The sequence below is a fragment of the Parasphingorhabdus sp. SCSIO 66989 genome, assembly GCF_032852305.1.
Taxonomy (GTDB): Bacteria; Pseudomonadota; Alphaproteobacteria; order Sphingomonadales; family Sphingomonadaceae; genus Alterisphingorhabdus; species Alterisphingorhabdus coralli.
Genome location: NZ_CP136594.1, coordinates 1,781,098 through 1,804,403, shown reverse-complemented (window position 1 = coordinate 1,804,403; position 23,306 = coordinate 1,781,098). Strand labels below are relative to the sequence as shown.

At 57.8% G+C, this 23,306-nt stretch carries 8 protein-coding genes and 1 tRNA gene; 1 reads left to right on the top strand and 8 read right to left on the bottom strand.

Annotated features, from left to right (window positions below):
- Positions 1–32 precede the first annotated feature (32 nt).
- The 4 genes from RB602_RS08455 to thyA all read right to left on the bottom strand — a co-directional run bounded on the left by RB602_RS08455 (position 33) and on the right by thyA (position 4,748).
- Positions 33–1,292: a dihydrolipoamide acetyltransferase family protein gene (locus RB602_RS08455; RefSeq protein ID WP_317080125.1), complete on the bottom strand. Its 1,260-nt coding sequence runs from the start codon at positions 1,290–1,292 to the stop codon at positions 33–35.
- A gap of 5 nt (positions 1,293–1,297) precedes the next feature.
- Positions 1,298–2,302, bottom strand: coding sequence for an alpha-ketoacid dehydrogenase subunit beta (locus tag RB602_RS08450; RefSeq protein ID WP_317084466.1), 1,005 nt, complete (start codon positions 2,300–2,302; stop codon positions 1,298–1,300).
- A gap of 83 nt (positions 2,303–2,385) precedes the next feature.
- Positions 2,386–3,678: a 3-methyl-2-oxobutanoate dehydrogenase (2-methylpropanoyl-transferring) subunit alpha gene (locus tag RB602_RS08445; RefSeq protein ID WP_317080124.1), complete on the bottom strand. Its 1,293-nt coding sequence runs from the start codon at positions 3,676–3,678 to the stop codon at positions 2,386–2,388.
- A 140-nt stretch (positions 3,679–3,818) separates the two neighbouring features.
- Complete coding sequence (thyA, locus tag RB602_RS08440) at positions 3,819–4,748, bottom strand: thymidylate synthase (RefSeq protein ID WP_317080123.1); 930 nt, start codon at positions 4,746–4,748, stop codon at positions 3,819–3,821.
- A 196-nt stretch (positions 4,749–4,944) separates the two neighbouring features.
- Here thyA and RB602_RS08435 point away from each other — a divergent pair.
- Positions 4,945–5,021, top strand: a tRNA-Pro gene (locus tag RB602_RS08435).
- Here the strand turns inward: RB602_RS08435 and RB602_RS08430 are convergent.
- The 4 genes from RB602_RS08430 to RB602_RS08415 all read right to left on the bottom strand — a co-directional run bounded on the left by RB602_RS08430 (position 5,022) and on the right by RB602_RS08415 (position 23,302).
- Positions 5,022–5,438, bottom strand: coding sequence for a DUF2147 domain-containing protein (locus RB602_RS08430; protein WP_317080122.1), 417 nt, complete (start codon positions 5,436–5,438; stop codon positions 5,022–5,024).
- Positions 5,439–5,506: 68 nt separating this feature from the next.
- Positions 5,507–6,148, bottom strand: coding sequence for a YceI family protein (locus RB602_RS08425; protein WP_317080121.1), 642 nt, complete (start codon positions 6,146–6,148; stop codon positions 5,507–5,509).
- Between the two features lie 159 nt (positions 6,149–6,307).
- A complete protein-coding gene (locus RB602_RS08420; RefSeq protein ID WP_317080120.1) occupies positions 6,308–20,914 on the bottom strand; it encodes a hypothetical protein in 14,607 nt (4,868 codons plus the stop codon).
- Between the two features lie 411 nt (positions 20,915–21,325).
- Positions 21,326–23,302 carry a beta-galactosidase gene (locus RB602_RS08415; protein WP_317080119.1) on the bottom strand — a complete coding sequence of 659 codons (1,977 nt, stop codon included), beginning with the start codon at positions 23,300–23,302 and terminating at the stop codon, positions 21,326–21,328.
- Between the last annotated feature and the right edge of the window lie 4 nt (positions 23,303–23,306).

The window sequence follows — 23,306 nt, the reverse complement described above, 5'->3', positions numbered from 1 at the left end:
AACGGATGTCTAGCTTGTCTAATTAGAAGCTATTAGTCCGCAAAGATAAACACCGGCGTTTCAATTCGCCGTTTCAAATCCTGCACAAAGCTGGCCGCATCATAGCCATCCACCACGCGATGGTCGCAGGAGATAGAGAGATTCATCATCTTGCGGATGACAACTTCGCCATCAACAACCATCGGGCGTTCAACAATCTTGTTCGGCCCGATAATCGCGACTTCCGGGCGATTGATCACCGGCGTTGTACTGATACCGCCCAACGGTCCGAGCGAGGTCAAGGTTAGCGTGCCGCCGGAAAGCTCATCGCTGCGCGCCTTGCCGGTGCGTGCCGCTTCGGCGAGGCGGGCAATCTCGCTCGCCATATCCCAGACGGTCATGCTTTCTGCGCCGCGCATAACGGGCACCATCAGGCCAGCATCGGTCTGCGTCGCAATGCCAAGATGCACCGCGCCCGAGCGGGTGACGACATTGGCTTCATCATCATAGCGTGCATTGAGCATCGGATAGTCGCGCAAAGTGCGGCACATCGCCTTGATCAGCAATGGCAGTGCGGTCAGTTTTGGACGGTCGCCGCGGCCCGCATTCATATCGGCGCGCATGGTTTCCATGGCGGTAACGTCAATTTCCTCGACATAGGTGAAATGCGGGATATTGCGCTTGGATTCCGCCATATTCTGCGCAATCCGCTTGCGCATACCGATGACTTTCAGCGCCTCATCTGGCGCACGACCGCCATGGGCTGCGCCGCCGCCATAGCTGAGAAATGCATCGAGATCGGAATGGCGGATACGGCCATCAGCCTGGGGTTTAACCCGGGCGAGATTGATTCCCAGTTCACGCGCTCGCTGGCGCACAGCGGGTGAAGCAAGCACCTTCGCGTCTTCCTGCGAATGCGCAACAACCACCGGAGCGGGTGGTGGCGCTGGTGCGGGTGTCGGTGCAGCTACCGGAGCAGGCGCTGGTGTTGGTTCAGGGGCAGTTTCTGGCGCTGGTGGCGGCGTATCTGCGGCAGGCTCGGCTGTTTCAGGAGCATCTGAAGGCACATCGCCTTCGACCTCAATCTCCACCAGCATGCCGCCAATAGCGATCACATCACCGACCTCGCCAGCGGTCGCAACAACCTTGCCGGTGACAGGTGATTCAATCTCCACCGTCGCCTTGTCGGTCATCATATCGGCAATCTGGTCGTCCTCGGACACGGTATCGCCAATGCTCACATGCCAGGCGACAATCTCAGCCTCGGCAATGCCTTCGCCAATATCCGGCAGGTTATAGATGAATTTTGCCATGGGGATCAGTCCTTTAGCAGTGTCTCAATCGCTTCGCCGATACGGATCGGGCCAGGGAAATAGGCCCATTCGAGCGAATGCGGATAAGGCGTGTCAAAGCCGGTGACGCGCTCAATCGGCGCTTCCAAGTGATAGAAGCAGCGCTCCTGCACCAGTGCCGAGAGTTCTGCGCCAAAACCGCTGGTGCGTGTTGCCTCATGCACAATCAGGCAGCGACCTGTCTTTTTCACCGACTCTTCAATCGTCTCGATATCGAGCGGCAGCAATGTGCGCAGATCTATAATCTCGGCATCGACGCCATGATGCTCCACCACCGCCTTGGCGACATGCACCATGGTGCCATAAGCAAGGACCGTGAACGCCTCCCCTTCACGCACAATCTTCGCCTTACCAAGATCAATGCGGTAATAGTCTTCAGGCACGACCGAGTCCGGATGCTTGGACCATGGCTGCACCGGCTGATCATAAAAGCCGTCAAACGGGCCATTATAGATACGCTTCGGCTCGAAAAAGATCACCGGATCATTGTCTTCAATCGACGCGATCAGTAGCCCTTTGGCGTCATAAGGTGTTGAAGGAATGACGGTTTTCAGGCCCGCGACATGGGTGAAAAGGCTTTCCGGCGACTGGCTGTGCGTCTGGCCACCAAAAATGCCGCCACCAAAGGGCGAACGCACCGTCATCGGCGAGATAAACTCAGCTGCCGAACGGTAACGCAACCGCGCTGCCTCGGAAATCAGCTGGTCAATGCCGGGATAGATATAATCGGCAAACTGAATCTCCGGCACCGGGCGCAGGCCATAGGCCCCCATCCCCACCGCAGCGCCGATAATGCCGCATTCGCTGATCGGAGTATCGAATACACGGGTCTTGCCGTGCTTTTCCTGTAGGCCAGCAGTGCAGCGGAATACGCCGCCAAAATAGCCGATATCCTCGCCCATCAGGATCACATTCGGGTCACGCTCGAGCATGATATCCAGAGCGCTGTTGATCGCCTCGATCATATTCATGCGCTTGGCCGTGTCCGCGGCTGTGTCTTGCGCGGTGTCGGTGTCGGCCGTTTGGGTCATATCCTGCGATGCGTCCATATCCCCTACTCCGGCCATTTCTTGGCCCGTTCGCGCGCGGCCTGTTCGCTCTGTTCTTTGAGATGCCAGGGCAGTTCCTCGAACACATCCTGGAACATAGTTTCAAATGGCTGATGCAGACCATGGCCGAGAATGCCGTTCTTCTCGGCTTCCTTGGTCGCGGCCTTCACGTCATTGGCGAGCCGCTCATCCATCGCGGCATGACGATCTTCGTCCCATTCGCCCAATTGAATCAGATGCTGTTTCAAACGGTTGATCGGGTCACCTAGCGGCCATTCCTTGCTCTCATCGGCGCTGCGATAGGCGGAGGGATCATCGGACGTGCTGTGCCCCTCAGCGCGATAGGTGAAATACTCAATCAGCGTCGGCCCCTGGTTAGTGCGCGCGCGTTCGGCGGCCCATTGTGTCGCCGCATAGACCGCCAGCGCGTCATTGCCATCGACGCGAAGACCCGCCATGCCATAGCCAGTGGCGCGCGCGGCAAAGGTTGTCCGCTCAGCCCCGGCAAAGCCGGAAAAGCTGGAAATCGCCCATTGGTTATTGATCACATTGAGGATCACCGGCGCATTATAGACGGCTGCAAAAGTCGCCGCGCTGTGAAAATCGCCCTCAGCAGTAGAGCCCTCGCCACACCATGTCGCCGCGATGCGGGTGTCACCTTTGATCGCGCTCGCCATCGCCCAACCCACGGCCTGCGGATATTGTGTCGCCAGATTGCCCGAAATTGTGAAAAAGCTGTGCTCGCGCGAGCAATACATGATCGGCAACTGCCGACCTTTCAGCTTGTCGCCCTTATTGGAGTAGATCTGGTTGACCATCTCCACCAGCGGATAACCGCGTGCGATCAATACCCCTTGCTGGCGGTAACTGGGGAAGACCATATCATCCGAGGCGAGCGCAAAAGCCGCGCATACAGAGGTCGCCTCTTCGCCGCGGCATTTCATATAGAAGCTGGTCTTACCTTGGCGCTGCGCACGGAAGAGGCGCTCGTCAAAAGCACGGACCAGCGCCATATTTTCCAGCATTTTGATAAGGACGTCAGGCTTTAGCTTGGGGTCCCAAGGGCCAACCGCTTTGCCATCATCATCCAAGACACGCACCAGATCATAGACCATTTCGCGCATGTCATAGGGTGTCGCGCCAATATCCGGGCGTGGCTGTTTACCAGCGGGCGGGATGTCGACATTGCTGTAATCCACGTCATCGCCGGGGCGGAATTGCGGCTCGGGTACATGCAATGACAAGGGTGGCAAATTGGGCTTAGCCCCTGCCATGGGTTTGTCGTCTTGGTCAGCCATGTCCTCTCCCCGTGAAAAGACTGCCTGGCATCTTCTGCGCCCAGTACAGCTGCATAGGAATATCGCTGCGCATTAATTACGCATTGGCGTCATAATATTATAAATGCGAATTTAGGGCAATAGTTCTGCCCCAATAACCTCTAAACCGCAACAGGTGCAGCGATATGGGATTGCGGCGCGTAATCATGCACCACAAAATCCTCAATCCGGTAACTGAATATGTCCGAAGGCTTGCGGACAATTTCCAGTGTTGGATCGCCTGAAGGTGTCCGTGAAAGCTGTTCCGTCACCAGCGATTCGTGATTTTCGTAGAGATGCACATCGCCGCCATTCCAGATCAATTCCCCGGGCGCGAGATCGGTTTGCTGCGCCAGCATATAGGTCAGCAGAGCAGCAGAGAAGATATTGAACGGCACGCCCAACGCGACGTCGCATGAGCGCTGATAGAGCAGGCAGGTCAGACGTCCATCAGCGACAAAAAACTGATAGGTTTTGTGGCAAGGCGGAAGCGCCATCTGATCGAGCTCGGCAACGTTCCAGCCTTCAAAGATATGACGGCGTGAACCAGGATTATCGCGCAGGCTGCTGACCAATTCGGCGATCTGGTTGATGCCCTTTGCGCGGCGACGATATAGCCCCTCACCGGCTTCGGGCGCGGCATCATAAACCGGCCAGTCCACCCATTGCTTGCCATAGACCGGGCCCAAATCGCCCCATTCAGCAGCGAATGCATCATCTTCGATGATCTTCGCCTCAAAATCGTCGCGACTGATATCCTCGCCAGTCGCCTCGCGATACTTGGCGAGCGGCCAGTCGGTCCAGATATGCACCTTCTGCGCAACCAGAGGCCGGATATTGGTATCACCAGACAGAAACCATAGCATCTCGCGCGCCGCAGTTTTCCAGTACACCCGCTTGGTGGTCAGCAGAGGAATCGCGCCATCCGCCAAGGAGAAGCGCATAGTCGCGCCGAAGACAGCGCGTGTTCCCGTTCCAGTACGGTCACCGCGCCGAACGCCATCGCGCCAGATGGTGCGCATCAGATCAAGATACTGGTCTTCATAATGCATGTGGCAATAGCGGCTTTCTTTGCATCGGGACTCGAAAATGGGCTTCGCCAGTGTCTAGGATAAAACCGGAAATCGCACCAGAGATACAGGCTCTTTATCCAACGACGTTCTGGTCTGCATTGCCCTCTTGCATCCGCCAAATCCCTTGCCTATATCGCTCGCCTGCCTTCTGTCGCCTTACGCGACAAAGAACCGTCGGGGAGTAGCTCAGCCTGGTAGAGCACTGTCTTCGGGAGGCAGGGGCCGGAGGTTCGAATCCTCTCTCCCCGACCATTACTCTGCAGACAATCTGGTCCAGACTTGAGACCGACAGCCTACACGCCCTAGCAGACAACCTTTGATCTTGAGCCGGTCGGCATCCAGTATTTCAGCACTACCGGATACTTCACGTCCCTTATCGGCAACAAAGGCCCTGCCCCGCCAAATGCCTTTGCGATCTTCCGCGAAATTGCGCAATATCGTCATGCCGATCAGCGGATCATCTGTACCCTTTTTCGCGTCCTTAATCGCCTTTTCGCTGGCCCAAACCACGCGGCCGCAGCGAAAATCGCCGCAGGTGTAGATTTCGATATGGACACTGCCTGACGGGTTACGCCAAGTGCCAAAGGTTTCTTGAGCGACCACCAAATCGGTGCTGAATATCCCTAGCAAGGCGACAAATGACAGTGATAACCGGAAAAGCCTGGGCATATGCTGTCTCATTAGCTGCTCAGTAGTTCACCTCATTTGTGGCGAGGCTCGGATTAACAGGCAAGCGCCTATTTGTCGTTACGGGCAAATATCAATGTCGCCGTCACCGGCACAGCCGGGCTGATCGAAGGCAATTCAGCAAGCTCGCGCAGCTTTTCCAGGCCGTCGCCGAGCGCAAATTGGGTTGCATCGATGATCACCGGCTTTGTAGTCTCTACCAATACGCGGTTTTCCGAAATCCGGGTCACCGCAAGATCGCTGTCAAAATCCGCCTCGATGCCATGCAGTGAAAGCGATAGCTCGGTGCTCGCAATCTGCTGCTCACCAATATCGAGCGTCTTCATGGTTTCCGGGTCAATTTGCGCAGTTATCGTCGCGCTGGGAAACTGATCAACCTGAAACAGAAACTCGCGCATCCGTTCATCGCGTATGTCAACGGCGGTATCGACACTGCTGAGGTCAATGCTGATTTCGGCCTTGCCTGTGCCATCAACCACGCCGCTTTCGGTCTTGAAGCTATGCGCCTCGCCGACATTGCCCGCCTTGATAGACACGAACGCGATCTGAGAGCTTTCCGGAACCAGCGTCCAATCGCCCGTTAAGGGCTGTGGTTCGCTCTGCGGAGCGCTACAGGCTGCCAGTATGGCACATATGCATATGGCAATTCCGCGTTTCAGCATCACACTACCCTCCATCACAACCTGATCCATGGGTCATAACATATATGCTGGACAATGCCATGCGCGGAATGTTGTTCCGCCAAGCGTCCAAAACCATGAGACAAAAGAAATGGGGCGGCGCCATCTCTGGCACCGCCCCATCTTTTCGCTCCCCTAGGAGAAAGAGCGAAGGGGTAATGACGTGAAGGATCAGTTCAGGGTGAAGGTTGCACCTGCGCCCCAGGTCGCTTCGTTGCGGGCCGGGTTGTAACCGAAGCCAGCATTGATGCGGACGTCCTGATCTTCATTGGTGTAACCGATACCCGAGGCGACCGAAATCTGACCCAGGAAGCCACCAACACCGGCACCGATGGACAATTTGCCCGGACGGTCATCATAGCGAATTTGCGAGCTCGCCATGACCGACGCGATACCGGCCTGTGCTTCCTGACGGTAGTCAGCCAGGTTGAACTCAAGATCGTTCAAACGACCATCAACCTGTGTCGCCAATTCCATGACCCGTGCATCGGTATAGTCATTGGCTTCACGCACCGCATCACGCAGCTGACCGACATTGACCGCATCATTATCGGCAACGCCATTGGCGACATTGCGGATGATGACCGGGCCATCAAGTCCAGCGCTCTGACCCAGAGTGATCTGGTTGATCGGAGCACCGTTCATATCAGTGTCATAGCGCACCGCGGTGTTGTTCAGATCATTGATCGCATTGGTATTGTTCTGGATCTTCACATGATTGGCGGCAATGTCCATCATGTTCTGCGTGACCTTCTCATTGGTGGCGAATAGCTGTGAGCCATTCACTGCCTCGGTTGAGTCTGCAGAGATCAGACCATCGGTAACGCCTGCAACCGTCCGGGTTTCTCCGGCATTATTGTTGAGAATAATACGGTCACCATCAGTATCCGCACCCACGGTTATTTCACGAGTGGTTGGATCCTGCTGCACCAGACCGGCAGTACCATTGATCAGATTGTCAATATCGGTGCGGTTGTTGGTTACCCGACCATCGATATTCTCAATCGCCGTGGTGTTGCCCGCGATATTGGTCTCGTTATTCGTGACCCGACCATCAAGATTTTCAATCGCGGTCGTGTTGCCCGCAATATTGGTCTCGTTGGTCGTGACGCGGTTGTCGAGGTTCTCAATCGCGGTGGTGTTACCGGCGATATTGGTCTCATTGGTCGTCACCCGATTATCGAGGTTTTCGATGGCCGTTGTGTTGCCCTCAACCAACTCATTGGTTGCGAACAGCTGCGAGCCATTGACCGCCTCATTCGATGTATCGCTGACCTCGCCATCGGCAACGCCCGAAAGCGTGCGATCGGCACCATCGGAATTGGCCAGAGATACTTCCGTACCCTGGGTTTCCGCACCTACCGTGATCAGGCCATCACCCGGAGCGCCACCTTCCTGCTGAACCAGGCCAGCGGTGCCGTTGGTGATGTTCTCAATCGCCGTGGTGTTGTTGGTGATATTGGTGGTGTTGCCATCAACCTGTGTAGAGACCTCCTGGAAGGCATCCGCCACATTGTTCGCAGTGCCGCCATTGGGCGTTACGAACACCGGATCGACGCCGGCAAAGACATCACCGGAACCGAAGAAGTTGTTGACGTTGTCACCAACGCCGAACAGCTGCGAACCGTTAATGGCATCGGTCGATGTCGCATCAATCGCACCGTCAGCAACACTGGTCAGAACACGATCTTCATCATTGGCATTGGCGAAGTCCACTTCCGTGCCACCGGTTTCCGCACCAACCGTAATCGGGTTGGTATTGGTCGGATCAATATCACCGTCCTGCTGCACCAGACCGACATTACCGTTGATGATATTGTTGATCTCTGTGCTGTTATCGTCAACCGAGGTTGTGATGTTCTCGATCGCCGTGGTGACATCACCAGCGGTGGTGCCATCAGGTGTGTTGAACACGATATTGGTGGTATTGTTGGTACCATCCGGGTTGATGACATCCTGACCGATCACATCATTGATCGCATCCGCTTGGTTACGCAACTGAGCGACGTTGACCGCCTCATCATCTGCGGCACCAGCAGCGACACCCTGGATACGACGACCACCAACCGAGGCAACGCCCGTGGTCGGAGCAGCTTCCGCGGTGCCATATGAGGCATCGGTGGAAGCGGCAGTGACCGTGCCAGCGCCAAGCGCGATATCACCGTCAGCGGTTGCATCTGCACCATAGCCAATGGCTACGGAGCCCGCACCCTGTGCAGACGATGTCGCGCCGAGGGCCGTCGATTCCAGACCATTTGCCTGAGCAGAGAAGCCCAGTGCTGTTGCATCGTCTCCCGCAGCCACAGAGTCATTACCAACCGCGGTCGCGCCATCGGCATCTGCGACAGCACCGAAGCCACCCGCTACAGCATTTTCACCGACATTCGACGGATCAGCATCCATAGCTGCGTTTTCGGAGCGGAACGGACCATCAGTACCGTTGGTGATATTGGTGATGTCGCCTTCGATGTTGTTCACGACATCCTGAACATTGTCGAACGTGCCACCATCGTAATCGAGGCTTGCAACCAATTCGCCCGTATTGGGGTCATAGGTCGATGCGCCGCCAAAGGCCGTCGCGGTGTCGCCACCGGTTTGGTCTGCCTTGTCGTCCGCTGCGGTAATCGCATCGGCGACATTGTCGGAGTCGACATTACCCACGGTGAAGGTTGGTGCGGTTGCAACTCCGGTTGCAACGTCAAAGGCAGCACCGCCGCCAAAGGTTGCCGCACCCGCATCAGCCGCAGCCTGCGCCTGATCGATGTTCACCGCATCGGTTCCAGCAGTACCAGCAGCCACACCGCTAAGCGTCCGCTCACCGTCCGTGCCGGTAAAGTCAACGACCGTGCCGCCAGTAGCCGCACCAACCGTAATCGGGTTGGCGTTGCCCGCACCCGGAACACCCGCTTGCTGTACCAGGCCAACATCACCATTGGTGATATTGGTGATGTCACCTTCGATGTTGTTCACCACCTCCTGAACATTGTTGTAGGTGGTGCCATCATAATCGAGGCTTGCCGTCACCGTACCTGTGGTTTCGTCATAGGTCGAAGCCGTGCTGAACGAAGATGCTGTACTGTTGCCCTGTTCGGTAACAATCACATCCTGCGCTTCGAGCGCACCCTGAACGGTTGTCTGTGGAGCAGTACCGATTGTCGCCAGCGTATTGCCGGTTGGATCGCCATTGGCATCCAGCAGGTCATTGCTGCCGAGCAGAGCATCAATCTCGTCAGCCTGGTTACGCAGCTGAGCGACATTGACTGCCTCATCATCGGCAGAGCCATCAGCAACGCCCTGAATACGGCGGTCACCTACACTGACCACACCGTTGCCGGGGTTCGTCGCAGCAGTGCCATAGGCCGCACCAGCGGAGGCGGCGGTAACCGTACCTGCGCCGATGGCCACATCACCAACACCCAGTGCACGCGCGCCGGAGCCCAACGCAACAGCATTGGCGACGTTCGCCTGAGCATCATAACCAAAGGCTGCCGCATTGGCTGCATTCGCCTGACTGTCATTACCAACAGCGGTCGCCTGAGCGGCATTAGCCTGCGCACCAAAGCCACCTGCAACCGCATCAATGCCGGCATTGGATGGATCAGGATCGCCTGCGGCATTCTCCGATACGAACGGACCTACCTGACCCGTTGCAATCTGTTCAACCGCCTGATTGGTGGCGAACAGTTGCGAGCCGTTGACGGCATCAGTTGACGTTGCCGTGATCTGACCGGCAGCGACGTTGGTGATTTGACGCTCAGCGCCAACCGCACCAACGGAGACAACACTGGTCGGGGCATCCCCGGCAAAGTTGTAGGTCGTGCCTGCGATTGTTGCATTCGCGGTCGGGTTAGCCGCCGCGCTCACGCTGCCTGAACCCAGAGCAACATCACCAACATTGTTGGCAATCGCGCCCGTACCCACTGCTGTGGTGGTGGCATTATTGGCGCGCGCCAAGCCACCAATAGCAACACCTCCGGCCGCAACAGTCGTAGGCGTCGCCGGATCACCGACACGTGCCCCACTACCAATAGCGACACCGCCTTGAGCGTTGTTCACTTCAGCGTCGGCACCAACAGCCACACCGCCCGCGCTCAGTACACCGTTAACATCCGCACCGTCACCCAAGGCCGTCGAGAAATCAGCCAGAGCGTTGGCATCGTCACCAAAGGCAGATGCGCCCGTGCCGGATGCTATGGTTTCAGAGCCAACTGCAGTCGCGGCTTCGCCCGAAGCATTGGCAATACGACCAATGGCAACAGCGTCGATTCCTGTCGCCTCAGCGCCATCGCCACCGGCAGAAGCACCGGCCGCACTTGCCACCGGAGCGGTGGTGCCCGCAAAGTTGTTGGTGACAAACTGGCCGGTGTTACCTGCAACAGCCTGAACGGCTTCTTCGACCGAACCATAGCCAGTGCCATCAACCGTCACGACATCGCCGCCCACCAGCTGACCAGTGGTATCATCAAAGATGTCGTTGGTCGGCGAGATGATGTTGTCGATATTCTCCGTCTGCTGCTGCAGCTGGCTGACATTGACCGCATCGGTCGCATCCGAACCAGCGGCTACATTGGTCAGACGACGCTCATTACCTGCAGAGCCGAAGCTGACCACCGATGCCGGGGCCGCATCGCCCGTGACATAGCCGGTGCCCATCGGTGCCGCAGCGCCGGTGTCACTGTCTGCACCAATGGCAACGCTGCCCGCATATTGCGCGCTGGCGCGTGACCCGAAGGCCATCGAGTCTTCAGCGTCTGCACCCGCGCCGTCACCAATCGCCACACCGCGAAGTGCGTTATCGGCTACAGCAGCATTGTTACCGATAGCGATACCGCTGTCCGAACCAGTACCAACCGAGCTGCCGTTACCTACTACGGTCGACCCATTGGACAAGGCCTGGTTACCGCGGCCCACAGCGACTGTGCTGGAGCCAATAGCCGAAGCGTTATCACCAATAACAACACCACCACCGCCGACGCCGTCGCCAACGGCGCTTGCTCTAAAGCCGATAGCAATACCGCTCGGGCCACTGGTAACACTCGATTCGCCACCAATAGCGATTGAAGTCTGCTCCTGTGCGAGAGCCTGATCACCGATAGCAACCGACTGATTTCCCAGCGCACGGGCATTGTTACCGCCCGCAGAGGCATCTAACCCGGTTGCGGTTGGTACAACGCTATTGGGGAAGTCCTCCGTGATGAACTGGCTGCCAGCGCCATTGGCGATGGCCTGCGCGTTGTTGTTCACCTCTGTCGCGACCGAGAAGAGTTGCGAACCGTTGATCGCATCGGTCGAAGTCGCGGTCACCGCACCGGCAGCAACATTGGTGATCACACGCTCATTGCCTACAGAGCCAACAGAGACCGCGCCAGCAGGCGTGGTTCCGGCAAAGCCGCCAAAGGTCGTGCTGCCATCGGTGTTGGTGATGGTAACATCGGTGGTTCCGGTCACGTCAGCCGCAACCGTCGAGCCCTGACCCAGAGCAACGCTGTTCTGCGTCACGCCCGCAGCAATGCTTGCGCCATTGCCAAGCACAGTCGAGTTAGCCACAGCGTTGTCTACGGCCTGGAAGCCCACGACGACCGACCCGTTGCCGCCAGCAACTGCGGTCGCACCGATTGCCGTTGAGTCCACACCCAGCGCGTCTGCTGCAAAGCCGAATGCTGTCGCATCATCGCCCGTTGCAGTGGAGTCGTTACCAACTGCCGTCGCTCCAGCACCATTTGCCACAGCGCCAAAGCCACCCGCTACAGAGTTTGGCCCGATATTGGACGGGGCAGGATCACCACCTGCATTCTCCGATACGAAAGGACCAACTTGACCCGTTGCAAGCTGTTCGACCGCCTGATTGGTGGCGAACAGTTGCGAGCCGTTGACGGCATCGGTTGAAGTTGCCGTGATCTGACCAGCAGCCACGTTAGTGATCTGACGCTCAGCGCCTGCATCACCAACCGAAACCACGCTTGCCGGTGCCGTACCGCCAGCTGCAGAGCTGCCAGCAAAGTCATAGGTCGTACCCGCGATCGTGACATTCGGCGTATCAACCGCCGCTGCGGTTACGCTGCCTGAACCCAGAGCAACATCGCCAACGGCAGTGGCGTTCGCCGCGTTGCCGATTGCGATGGCGTTGACCGCGCCGCCCTGTGCGCTCGTGCCGATGGCAACCGCATCATTGGCCCCCATTGCCGTAGTGGCGCGGGTACCCATCGCGATGGAGTTGTCTCCGAAGCTGTCGGCGAGGTAACCAATCGCCGTAGAGCTTAGGTCGTTCGCTCGCGAAGCGAAACCTATTGCAGTAGCAGTCTCAGCAAGGGCTGCGGTTTCAGAGCCTAACGCGACAGCAGATGATCCGAAAGAGTTGGCCCGTCTACCCAGCGACACGGCTCCATCACCATTCGCACGGCTGCTAAGTCCGATTGATATCGCATGTGCGTCGAGAGATGATGCTGACTGACCTATAGCTATTCCTTGGCCAGTAGTGACTTCAGAGCCCGCACCAATCGCAACTGAAAAATTGCCATCAGCAACCGAACTTGTACCAATAGCAATCGCATCATCGCCATTAGCCTGCGCATCCGGATCACCTGGCAGCGTCGAGTTCGCCTTGAAGTAAGGCAGCTGCGTTGTGCCATTGGTGATATTGGCAATATCCTGCGTATTGTTGTTCACCTCGGTCGCGACCGAGAACAGTTGCGAACCGTTGATCGCATCGGTCGAAGTCGCGGTCACTGCACCGGCAGCAACATTGGTGATCACCCGCTCACCACCAGCAGTGCCAACCGATACCGCGCCAGCAGGCGTAGTTCCGGCAAAACCGCCAAAGGTTGTGCTGCTGCCCACGGCACCGATGGTGACATCGGTGGTTCCAACGACATCAGCGGCAACAGTCGAACCCTGACCCAGAGCAACACTGCTCTGCGTAACACCGGCAGTAATGCTTGCGCCATTACCCAGTACAGTGGAGTTGGCCACGCCATTGTCGAGCGCGCTGTTACCGATTACGGTCGAAGCCGCACCATCGGCAACCGCGCCAAAGCCACCAGCAGAGGCATCTGCACCCGCTGCCGTTGGATCAGCCGCACCGGCAGTATTGTCCGATACAAACGGACCAGCCTCACCGGTTGCCAGGTCATCAACCACATCGGCAACAGCCCAAAGCTGCGAACCGTTGATCGCATCGGTTGAAGTCTCGGTGATCTGACCGGCAGCCACGTTAGTGATCTGACGCTCATTACCAACAGAACCGACCGAGACAACGCTGCTCGGCGTATTACCCGCAAAGGTTCCCGCAGTCGTGTTGTCGCCAAAAGTCGTACCTCCAACCGTCGCAGTGTCCACCTGGACAGCGGCAGCGGTCACGCTGTTGGAACCCAGAGCTACATCGTTGGCATTAAGCGTAGTCGCGTCGGTACCTATTGCGACGGAGTCTACTCCGCCTGCAATGGCACCCAAAGCGTTACCGTCTGTGCCATCAACACCCATGGCGATTGAACGATCAGCGGTCGCTTGTGCACGATTACCGGTAGCAATGGCGCCTGCCCCGTTAGCAACTGCACGAGAACCTGAAGCGATCGCGGCAATACCTTCAGCCAAAGCGCGATCACCAAGAGCAACGGTTCCAGTGCTGCGTGATTCCGCTCCCGCGCCGATTACGGTAGATCCAGCAGTGCTGGTCACAGCAGGATCGAGATTCGCATCGCCAGCTGCAAGCGCGGTTGCGCCGGCACCCAGCACGACCGAACCGTCAGAATCGGTTCCAACTGACGCATTGGTACCAATAGCAACACCATTGCTTGCGACATCTCCAACCGAGCTGTCCGCACCCAAGGCAATGGAACCGGTCTCACCGGCATCGGCATTTGTACCAATAGCAAGCGCGTTACCCGTTCCTGCAATATTGCCGTCTGCCAATGCACCATCACCAATGGCGATGTTGCTGGTGCCATCACTGGCGGTCGCTCCGACACCCAAGGCCAAGGCGGATTCGGCGCTGGCAACAGCACCATCACCACCTGCCGAAGCGTTGGTTCCGCTCGCATTAGGAGCTGTCGAACCAGCAAAGTCTTCTGTGACAAACTGGCTGCCTGCGCCATTATTGACGATATTGGCAATATCCTGCGCATTGTTGTTCACCTCGGTCGCGACCGAGAACAGTTGCGAACCGTTGATCGCATCGGTCGAGGTCGCGGTGACCGCGCCCGCCGCAACATTGGTGATCACACGCTCATTACCAGCAGAGCCAACCGACACCGCACCAACAGGCGCGGTTCCGGCAAAGCCGCCAAAGGTGGTGCTGCCATCGGTATTGGTGATGGTAACATCAGCGGTTCCGTTAACATCAGCGGCAACCGTCGAGCCCTGACCCAGCGCAACGCTGCGCTGCGTCACGCCCGCAGCAATGCTTGCATTGCTACCCAGGACGGTCGAGTTGGCCACAGAATTATCCGTGGCTTCAAAGCCAACGACTGCCGAAACATTGCCGCCCGCAAGAGCGGTTGCGCCGACTGCCGTGGAGTCAGCACCAAGCGCGTCAGCCGAAAAGCCAACCGCCGTTGCGTCATCCGTCGCGGCAACAGAGGCAGTACCAAGGGCAGTTGCCGCAGCAGCGTTAGCCTGGGCCCCAAAGCCCAGCGCGGTTGCGCGGTCGACATTTGCCTGACTATCATTACCGATAGCCGTTGCCTGCGCTGCATTGGCCTGTGCGCCAAAGCCGCCAGCAACCGCGTCAGTGCCAGTATTCGAAGGCGCAGGATCACCTGCCGCATTCTCGGATACGAACGGACCAGTCTCACCGGTTGCGATGTTATCAACCACATCGGCAACAGCCCAAAGCTGCGAACCGTTGATTGCATCGGTCGAAGTCTCGGTGATCTGACCGGCAGCGACATTGGTGATCTGGCGCTCATTACCAGCGGAACCAACCGAAACAACGCTCGTCGGTGCGGAGCCTGCGAAGGTACCCGCAGTCGTGTTTGTACCGAATGTCGTGCCGCCGACCGTCGCATCGGTCACGGCCACTGCCGCGCCCGTGGTGCTGCGCGCGCCAAGCGCGACCGATCCAGCCACAGAAGCCGAAGCCTCACGACCGATAGCGATCGCCTCTGCCTGGCTTGCGCTGCTGGTCACACCGATAGCAATGGAATCCGCGCCCGAACCAGTTGCGCCATTGGGATCAGACACGGCTGTCGAGCCACCAATAGCGATTGCGCCGCGGCCGGAAGCCTCCGAGAAAGCACCGACACTAACACCCATTTCCTGGGTGGCTTCAGAGGCACCGCCGATCGCGACGCCGCCAAAGGCATTGGTCACGCTGCTGTCAAAGCCCAAAGCGACCGAGCCAGAGCTTGCCGCATCAGTACCTGAATCCGCGCCGAGAGCGACACTATTGGCACCAGCAGCAACCGCATCCTGACCACCGGCAGACGCTCGTCCACCTGATGCGACGGGTGCATTGGCAGGTGCGAAACCTTGTGTGATAAACTGGCTGCCCGCGCCATTTGCGACCTGTTCGGTCAGCGCGAAGAGCTGCGAACCGTTGATCGCGTCGGTGCTGGTATCGGTGACGCGACCCGGCGCAACATTGGTGATCTGACGCTCGATATTGTTGGCAGCGTCACCAACTGAAACAACGCTGGCCGCTGAGCCGGCATAATCTGTTGCGGTAAGGGTAACGCCACCAACCGTCGTATCTCCGACTAGGTTAATCCCGCCGTCCACACTATTCGCACCCAGCGCTACACTGTCATCGATGGTGCTGGCAATCGCGCCTTCACCCAGAGCGACGTTACGTGCGGTGAGAGCAACCGGGGTCGCACCACCATCGGTGCCCGCAATCGCATTATCACCAAGCGCTACGCCGCCGCCGGACGCCTGCGCACCGGCACCGATAGCCTGCGAGCCGAGCGAGATGGCACCCGTGCCGATAGCAATCGCGTCAGCGCCACTGGCCTCTGCACCGAAGCCACCCGCGAATGCGCCATTGGCGGTCGCCTGTGCGCCCGAACCGATAGCGGTTGCGTTTGTGCCGGTAGCATCGGTCAACGTACCGATAGCGGTCGCACCAGTCTGATCGGCGAGACTTTCACGACCAACCGCAACTGCGCGCGATTGTGATGCAGTCGACAATTGACCAACGGCAACCGTTCCGATCTGATTGGCTTGCGCGTTGGTACCAACGGCCACACTGCTTGTACCGTCAGCAAGCGTCTGGTTACCCAGCGCAACCGAAGTACCGCCCAGAGCACGGGCATTTGTACCACCCGCAAAGCTGTTAGCGCCTTCTCCATTTGCCTGACTACCAATCGCAACAGCACCAACAGCACCTGAGGATGAGCCGTTGCCGATTGCAACGCCTGAACCAGCCCCGGCAAGGGTTTCGGCATTCAGGCCGATTGCGACACTGGCATTCGCGTCGGTTGCGGTATTCGCACCGGTACCCATAGCGATGGAGTTAACCGCCCCGCTGTTTGCGCCCGTACCGATAGCAGTAGAGCTTGCATCCTGAGCAAGTGCACTGTCACCAATGGCGATCGCATTGGCCCCAAGCGCGCCGGAATTGTCAGCATCGTTCGAGCCTGCGCCGGTGGTGGTGCCGTTGACATTGACATAATCAATCTCAGCCCCGTCGGCGACAGCCTGCACAGCCTCCTCAACCGAACCATAGCCAGTGCCATCAACCGTGACGACATCTCCGCCAGCAAGCTGGCCAGTGGTATCATCAAAGATATTGTTCGTCGGCGAAATGATCGCGTCGATATTCTCGGTCTGTTGTTGCAACTGGCTGACATTGACCGCATCGGTCGCCGCCGCACCGGCAGCGACATTCTGAATGCGGCGTTCTGCACCCGTTGAGCCAACGGAAACGACACCGCCACCCAGATCAGCTACGCCGGTGACATAAGACGTACCGGCAGCTGCGGTGGTGACACTATTCGCACCCAGAGCCACATCGCCTGCGGTTACAGCTGCGGTAGCCCCAAAGCCGAGCGCGGTGGTGTTGCCGACGACATTGGCCGTAGCACCCTCACCGATCGCTGTGTTTCCAGCGGACTGTGCATTGCCTGCGCCGTCAGTACCGGCAATCGCGCCATCACCAAAGGCCGCACCGCCACCTGAAGCTTGTGCACCTGCGCCAATGGCTTGCGAGCCGAGCGAAATCGCACCCGTGCCGATAGCAATCGCGTCGACACCGCTAGCCTGCGCCCCGGACCCGCCCGCAAATGCGCCTGCGGCAGTGGCCTGTGCGCCGAAACCGAGAGCGGTTGCATTACCTCCTTGCGAAAGAGCATCTCTACCCAAAGCGACATTATTATCGCCTGTATTTGCAGTTGAAGTAAAACCAATTGCAATATTGTAGCTACCAACTGCATTCGGATCGATAGGATCAAACGGGGTTGTAAATCGCTGCACACCAGAAATTGAGGCTTCACCTATACCGATGCTTGAGTTATCAACTAGCGTCGGGCCGATCCCGATCGTGCCCTGACCGTTAGGTCCAGCTTGGGCGCCGGCAATGGCGATACTTGCAACGCCCTCGGCAGTGGAATTAAAACCGACGGCCAGCGCAAGGGTATTTCGCGCCTCAGCATTTGTGCCGAAAGCGGACGTACCAAATCCGTTAGCAGTAGAACCGGCACCGACGGCGGTGGTTAAGTCCCCATTCGTGCTCGCAGAGTCACCGGAATAATCACCACCAATGGCAACACTGTGCGCACCGTTAGTTGTGGCACCGCTGCCGATCGCAACTCCTGCGACTCGCAGCGCGCTGCTGGCATTACCGATTGCAACCGAACGATCACCCAATGCACGCGCAGCATTACCGCCCGCAGATGAGTCGTTGCCGGTTGCAGTTGGCCGGGCGCTATTATCGAAATCCTCGGTAACAAACTGGGATTCACCACCCGCATTGGCGGCGACATTTTGCACCGCTTCCTCAATGGTGTTGAAATTCTCGGCAGTGCCATCGCCATCAACATCGACGGTCAGGACAGGGCCGGTCGTTGGCGCGCCATTGGCGGTTTCATCGAAAAGACTGTTGGTTGGCGACACGAAGCCGTCAATCGCCTCGGCAACGCCGCTTAGCTGTGAAACATTGACTGCTTCCGTCGGAGCAGAACCGGCAAGAACGCCCTGAATGCGGCGATCACCAACGGAGACAATGCCGCGCGTGCCATTGGCATCTTGCGTGAAATAGGCTGCGCCCGTGGACGCGCTCGTGGATGATCCCCAACCCAGTGCGACATCACCCTCTGTAGCATTGGCCCGTGAAGCGAGGCCAATTGCGGTCGCATTGTCCCGCCGCGTTTCTGCATCGTCGCCGATCGCGGTTGTGCTGTTGATCTCGCCACCAATATTGTTCACCTCGCGGCCGATGGCGACATTATTGTTGCCCGAAGTTCCGCTCAGCGCGCCAAAACCAATGGCGACATTTTGTTCCCCGGTGACCGCAGCAGCATTTGTTCCCGCGAGCGATCTCACACCAAGAGCAATGTTGCGATTGCCTGTAACAAAATCGCCAGCATCCGTGCCAAGCGACACATTGTCGACTCCCTGAACGCCCGTTCCGGCCCCCAAACCGCCTGCAAAGTTCTGGTCACCAGAGACATTGTTGCCCGCGTTGGTGCCAATAGCGGCATTTCCCGTGCCATCCACATTCTGACCACTGCGCCCACCAATGGCGGTATTGAAAGAACTACCTGCAACACCATTTGCACCGGCAAGCAGACCGATGGAAACCGATTCCTGACCCAGTGTCTCACTGGCCACGCCCAAGGCAACCGTGTTGGCACCGGCCGCGCTGGCGTCGCGACCAATCGCGATATCACCGTTATTGGCCGCACTTGTGCTGTCACCAATTGCAATCGATTCAACACCGAGCGCGCCGGAATTGGCGGCGGTGTTAGAGCCTGCGCCGGTGGCGGTGCCATTGACGTTCACATAGTCAATCGCGCCGCCGCCACCGCTGGAAATCGTGGATACTTGCTCTGCCAGCTCAAACAGCTGCGAACCATTGATCGCATCGGTGCTGGTCGCAGTCACACGACCGGGCGCGACATTGGTGATCTGGCGCTCAGCACCGGCAGAACCAACGGAAACGACACTTGAAGCCGAGCCGGCATACTGGGTAGCATCCAGCGTAAGGCCGCCAATGGTGGTGCTCCCAACCAAATTGGGGGCGGCGGTAATGCTGCCTGCACCCAGAGCGACATCGCCTGCCGTGACATTGGCAATTGCACCATCACCCAGCGCGGTGGTGTTGTTTACCACATTGGCTGTCGCACCTTCACCAATAGCGGTGTTGCCGGTTGACTGCGCGTTACCCGCACCGTCGGTTCCCGCAATTGCGCCGTCACCAAAGGCTGAACCACCCGATGCCTGCGCACCGGCACCCAAAGCCACGGAGCCAAGCGAGACGGCGTTGCGGCCAATAGCGATGGCATCTACACCGCTGGCTATGCTGTCAGAACCTACAGCAATGGCATCATCAGCCGTCGCCTGACTTTGCCCGCCAACAGCTATAGCACGCTGGCCACTGGCCCGCGATTCAAAACCCGCCGCTACGGCCTCCAACTGACTGGCTTGGGCATCGCGACCGAGCGCAAGCGAAGACTGACCAGTTGCCTGCGAGATGGAACCCACAGCCACCCCGAAAAACTCAGCGTCCGAGTCATCACCGATGGCGATCGCATTGGTGTTATTCGCCGCGGCACTTGTGCCGATGGCGATACCGTTAAGGTTCGTGGCCTGACTATTCGTTCCCAGCGCAACCGAATTCTGGCTGCTGGAATAGCTATCGACACCAATAGCGATTGCGTTGAGGCCTAAAGCCTCTGCACCTATCGAGGTGGTGCCCCCGGCAAAAGCGCTATCATCACCATCGCCACCAATGGCAATCGCCCCTTGGGCTAAAGCGTTGGCGCGCGAACCCAATGATGTCGCATAAAGCCCCGTCGCGTTGGAACGGAAGCCCAGCGCAGTGGCCTCAGTTCCTTGAGCGGTCGCGCCACTCCCGACGCCAGTCGCAAGGTCACCATCGACATCGGTTGAGGCACCAACGCCCACAGAGAAGTTGCCAACCATGTCAGCATTGGAACCAACCGCCACCGATGAATCACCAGTAAGGTTGAGATTGTCACCTACTGCAAATGAGAAGTTGCCGGTTAACGTGTTTTCGGTACCAATGATGGTCGAAGACGCGCCAACAAGGGTAGAGTTCGACCCAATAACTACCGAATCGACAGAAGAGGTGCCGGCCCCGTTTCCGATTGTTGACCCGGCTCCCATAAGAACAGCGCGGCTCGCGCTGGCATTGACCCTTGTGTCCCGACCGATGGCGATTGCACTTGCTGACCCGGCCACAACCGTGGCGCGGGCGCCGATAGCAATCGCATTGGCTTCAAGCGCATTGGCATCAAAGCCTACAGCCACCGCGCGATTACCATCAGTGCGCGCCTCGTTTCCGCAGGCCAGCGCATCAAGCCCGTTCGCCCGACCACCAAAATCAGGGCCACCGGTGGTGCTACCGCCCGTCCCACGGTCCTGAAGCACACAGCGATCGCCGGCGATTGCGGTATCGGTGGGCACCACCATCATCGTACCGGCAAACATCGCCGCCAGCGCCATTGACGTCGCACTGGCACCAGACATCAGGCCGCCAAAGAAGCGCATCGTCGGCGCATAGCTGCCCGCACCCCAGTTGGTCTTTACAACGCGGCCGCCGCGATCCTGATTATACGGAATGTGGCTTTCTGCAGCTGCATTAGCTTCGATGTTGTTTCGCATGGTGGTCCCCTGTGCATGTAATTTGGTTACCTGGCCTTGCAAAAACGCCGCATATTGGAGGGGCTGTATTTGCAGACCATAGAGTTCTTGTTCATCGTGCCAAATAGAAGGGTGAACAAAGAGGAACAAACCGAACAAGATTGGGTTCGGACCAAAACAATTATTGTAAAACCGTTTTGGATGTTAGAATTATAAAGAGGGCGAGTTTAAAAAAATCAGCTCTGTAAACGACTGAAAAACTGTGAAAGGTGGCCGTGACATTGCATGGTATTGATGCAGCGCACCTCTGCTCAAGGCAGCACGCCTGTGTCATTACGGTACACGCTGAAAGGCGATTTTACAGATGAGGAATTGCCAATTGGCAACACTAATAGCTGATAGTGTTGCTCTATCGCCTTGGTTAGCTGTGAATCAGCCGCGCCAGATCGATAGATCACAGGGTGGCGTCCGTGCAGCACCTAAAAGATAGTCCGCATTGGCTTTTGGCCCGCCATATCTGGCGCAATCTACCGGAGCATCCGCATAGTTTACCAATATCCGCAGATCTCCGTGCCGCCGCAGCCTGACGCCTTCGGGCAATAGGACGCATTCTGTACCGGCATGTTGCAGCACGTCCTGCACCACCAGCTGCATAAAATCCGGTCCCGGCCAGCAAGCAACATAGTGCACATTGCCCGAAGCATACCATGCTCCGCCGCCATCCTGGAAATGTGCCAAAGGCGTCAGATCGCTGACAATCTGTTCGCGCCAATGATGGGCATTATAGCACCCCGTCTCATGCCGCACCGCAATCACCATATCCGCTGGCAAGGATTCCACCTGTTCAACCCGGATCGGGATAATGTCTTTCAGCGGACCCGGCGGCAGATGCTCCACAACAGTCAACGCCTCTGTTTTGCTGCCACAGCGCGGGAATAGGCAGAGCATGCCGTCAAAGGCGGCAAGGCGTTGCCGCAACGCCTCGGGAATGTGAGGCAGGCTGGGCACAAACACCGCCTTGTAACCTGTCAAGGCGGCATCGGGTCCGATAATGTCGATTGATTGCCCTAGCTGTCGCAGCGCGGAATAGAGCGCAAATGCCTGAGCGCTATAGGAGAAGCCTCTGCCCTGTGGCTGGGTTTCAATCATCCACTGCGCAGCATAATCAAACAGGATCGCGACTTCGGCTTGTTGCGGATGTGTCGGGCCGATCCGTTCCAGGTCATCAGCAATGCCTTCCAGCTCTTCCCAGACCGGTGCGGGCGTATCATCGGGCAAGCGCAATCCGGCATGCATTTGCTCTTGGGCAAATGGGGCTTGTCGCCAGCGAAACCAGCTTAACAGAGAAGCCCCTTGAGCAAAGGCTTCCCAGCTCCATAACCGCACCATTCCCTTGTCCGGCATAGCATTATGTGGTGCCCAGTTTACCGGGCCGGGCTGTTGCTCCATCACGCCCCATTTGGGTGCACATCCGCGATAAAGATCGTGATGGAAAGCGGCGAAGTCAGGGTGTCCCCGGCGGCGATAGCGCGCCTTATCCTCAGCACTATAGAGCGCTTCCTGATCGAGAAAGCCAAGCGGATAGCTATCCCATGTCGCCATATCCAGATCGCGGCCAAGGGCATGATGATCAAAGTCGGCGAAATGCCCCATAAAGTTATGGCTTATCGGGATATCAGGGGCATGTTCGCGCAAAATCGCGCATTGCTCGGCATTGAAGCTGCGGACTTGATCTGAGGAGAAGCGCCGAAAATCCATGACATGGGAGGGATTGGGTTCGGTCACTGTAGAATTGGGCAGATCAATCTCGGCAAAACTGCGATACTCCATGCTCCAAAAGACATTGCCCCATGCGGCATTGAGCGCTGCGACCGAGCCATAGCGCTGCGCCAGCCACCCCCTGAACGCTTGCGCCGCCATTGGCGAGTAGCTCAAAACCGTATCATGACAGCCATATTCATTATCGGTCTGCCACATTACAAGCGCTGGGTGCTGCGCATATCGCTCGGCCAAAGCATGGGTGATGCGGCGAGAGTGCACACGGTAATTCTCTGAAGAGAAACAATAATGCCGGCGCGAGCCAAAACGCCGTGGTTGACCATGGCGATCATGCGCCAAAATATCAGGCACGCTGTCAATCAGCCATTTGGGCGGCGTTGCAGTGGGGGGTCCGAGAATGATGCCAAGATCATGGTCACCTGCAATATCCATGACCCGATCAAGCCAACCCCAATCAAAACGACCCGGATCAGGCTCGAGCCTGCTCCAGGCAAACTCGCCGATCCGCACTTGGGAAATACCCAGCGCCTTCATTCGGGCAAAGTCGGTAGGCCACATCTCCTCCGGCCAATGCTCGGGATAATAGCAAACGCCCAGCGCCATAGAGACCGGATTTTGGGTGTTTGCCATAAGA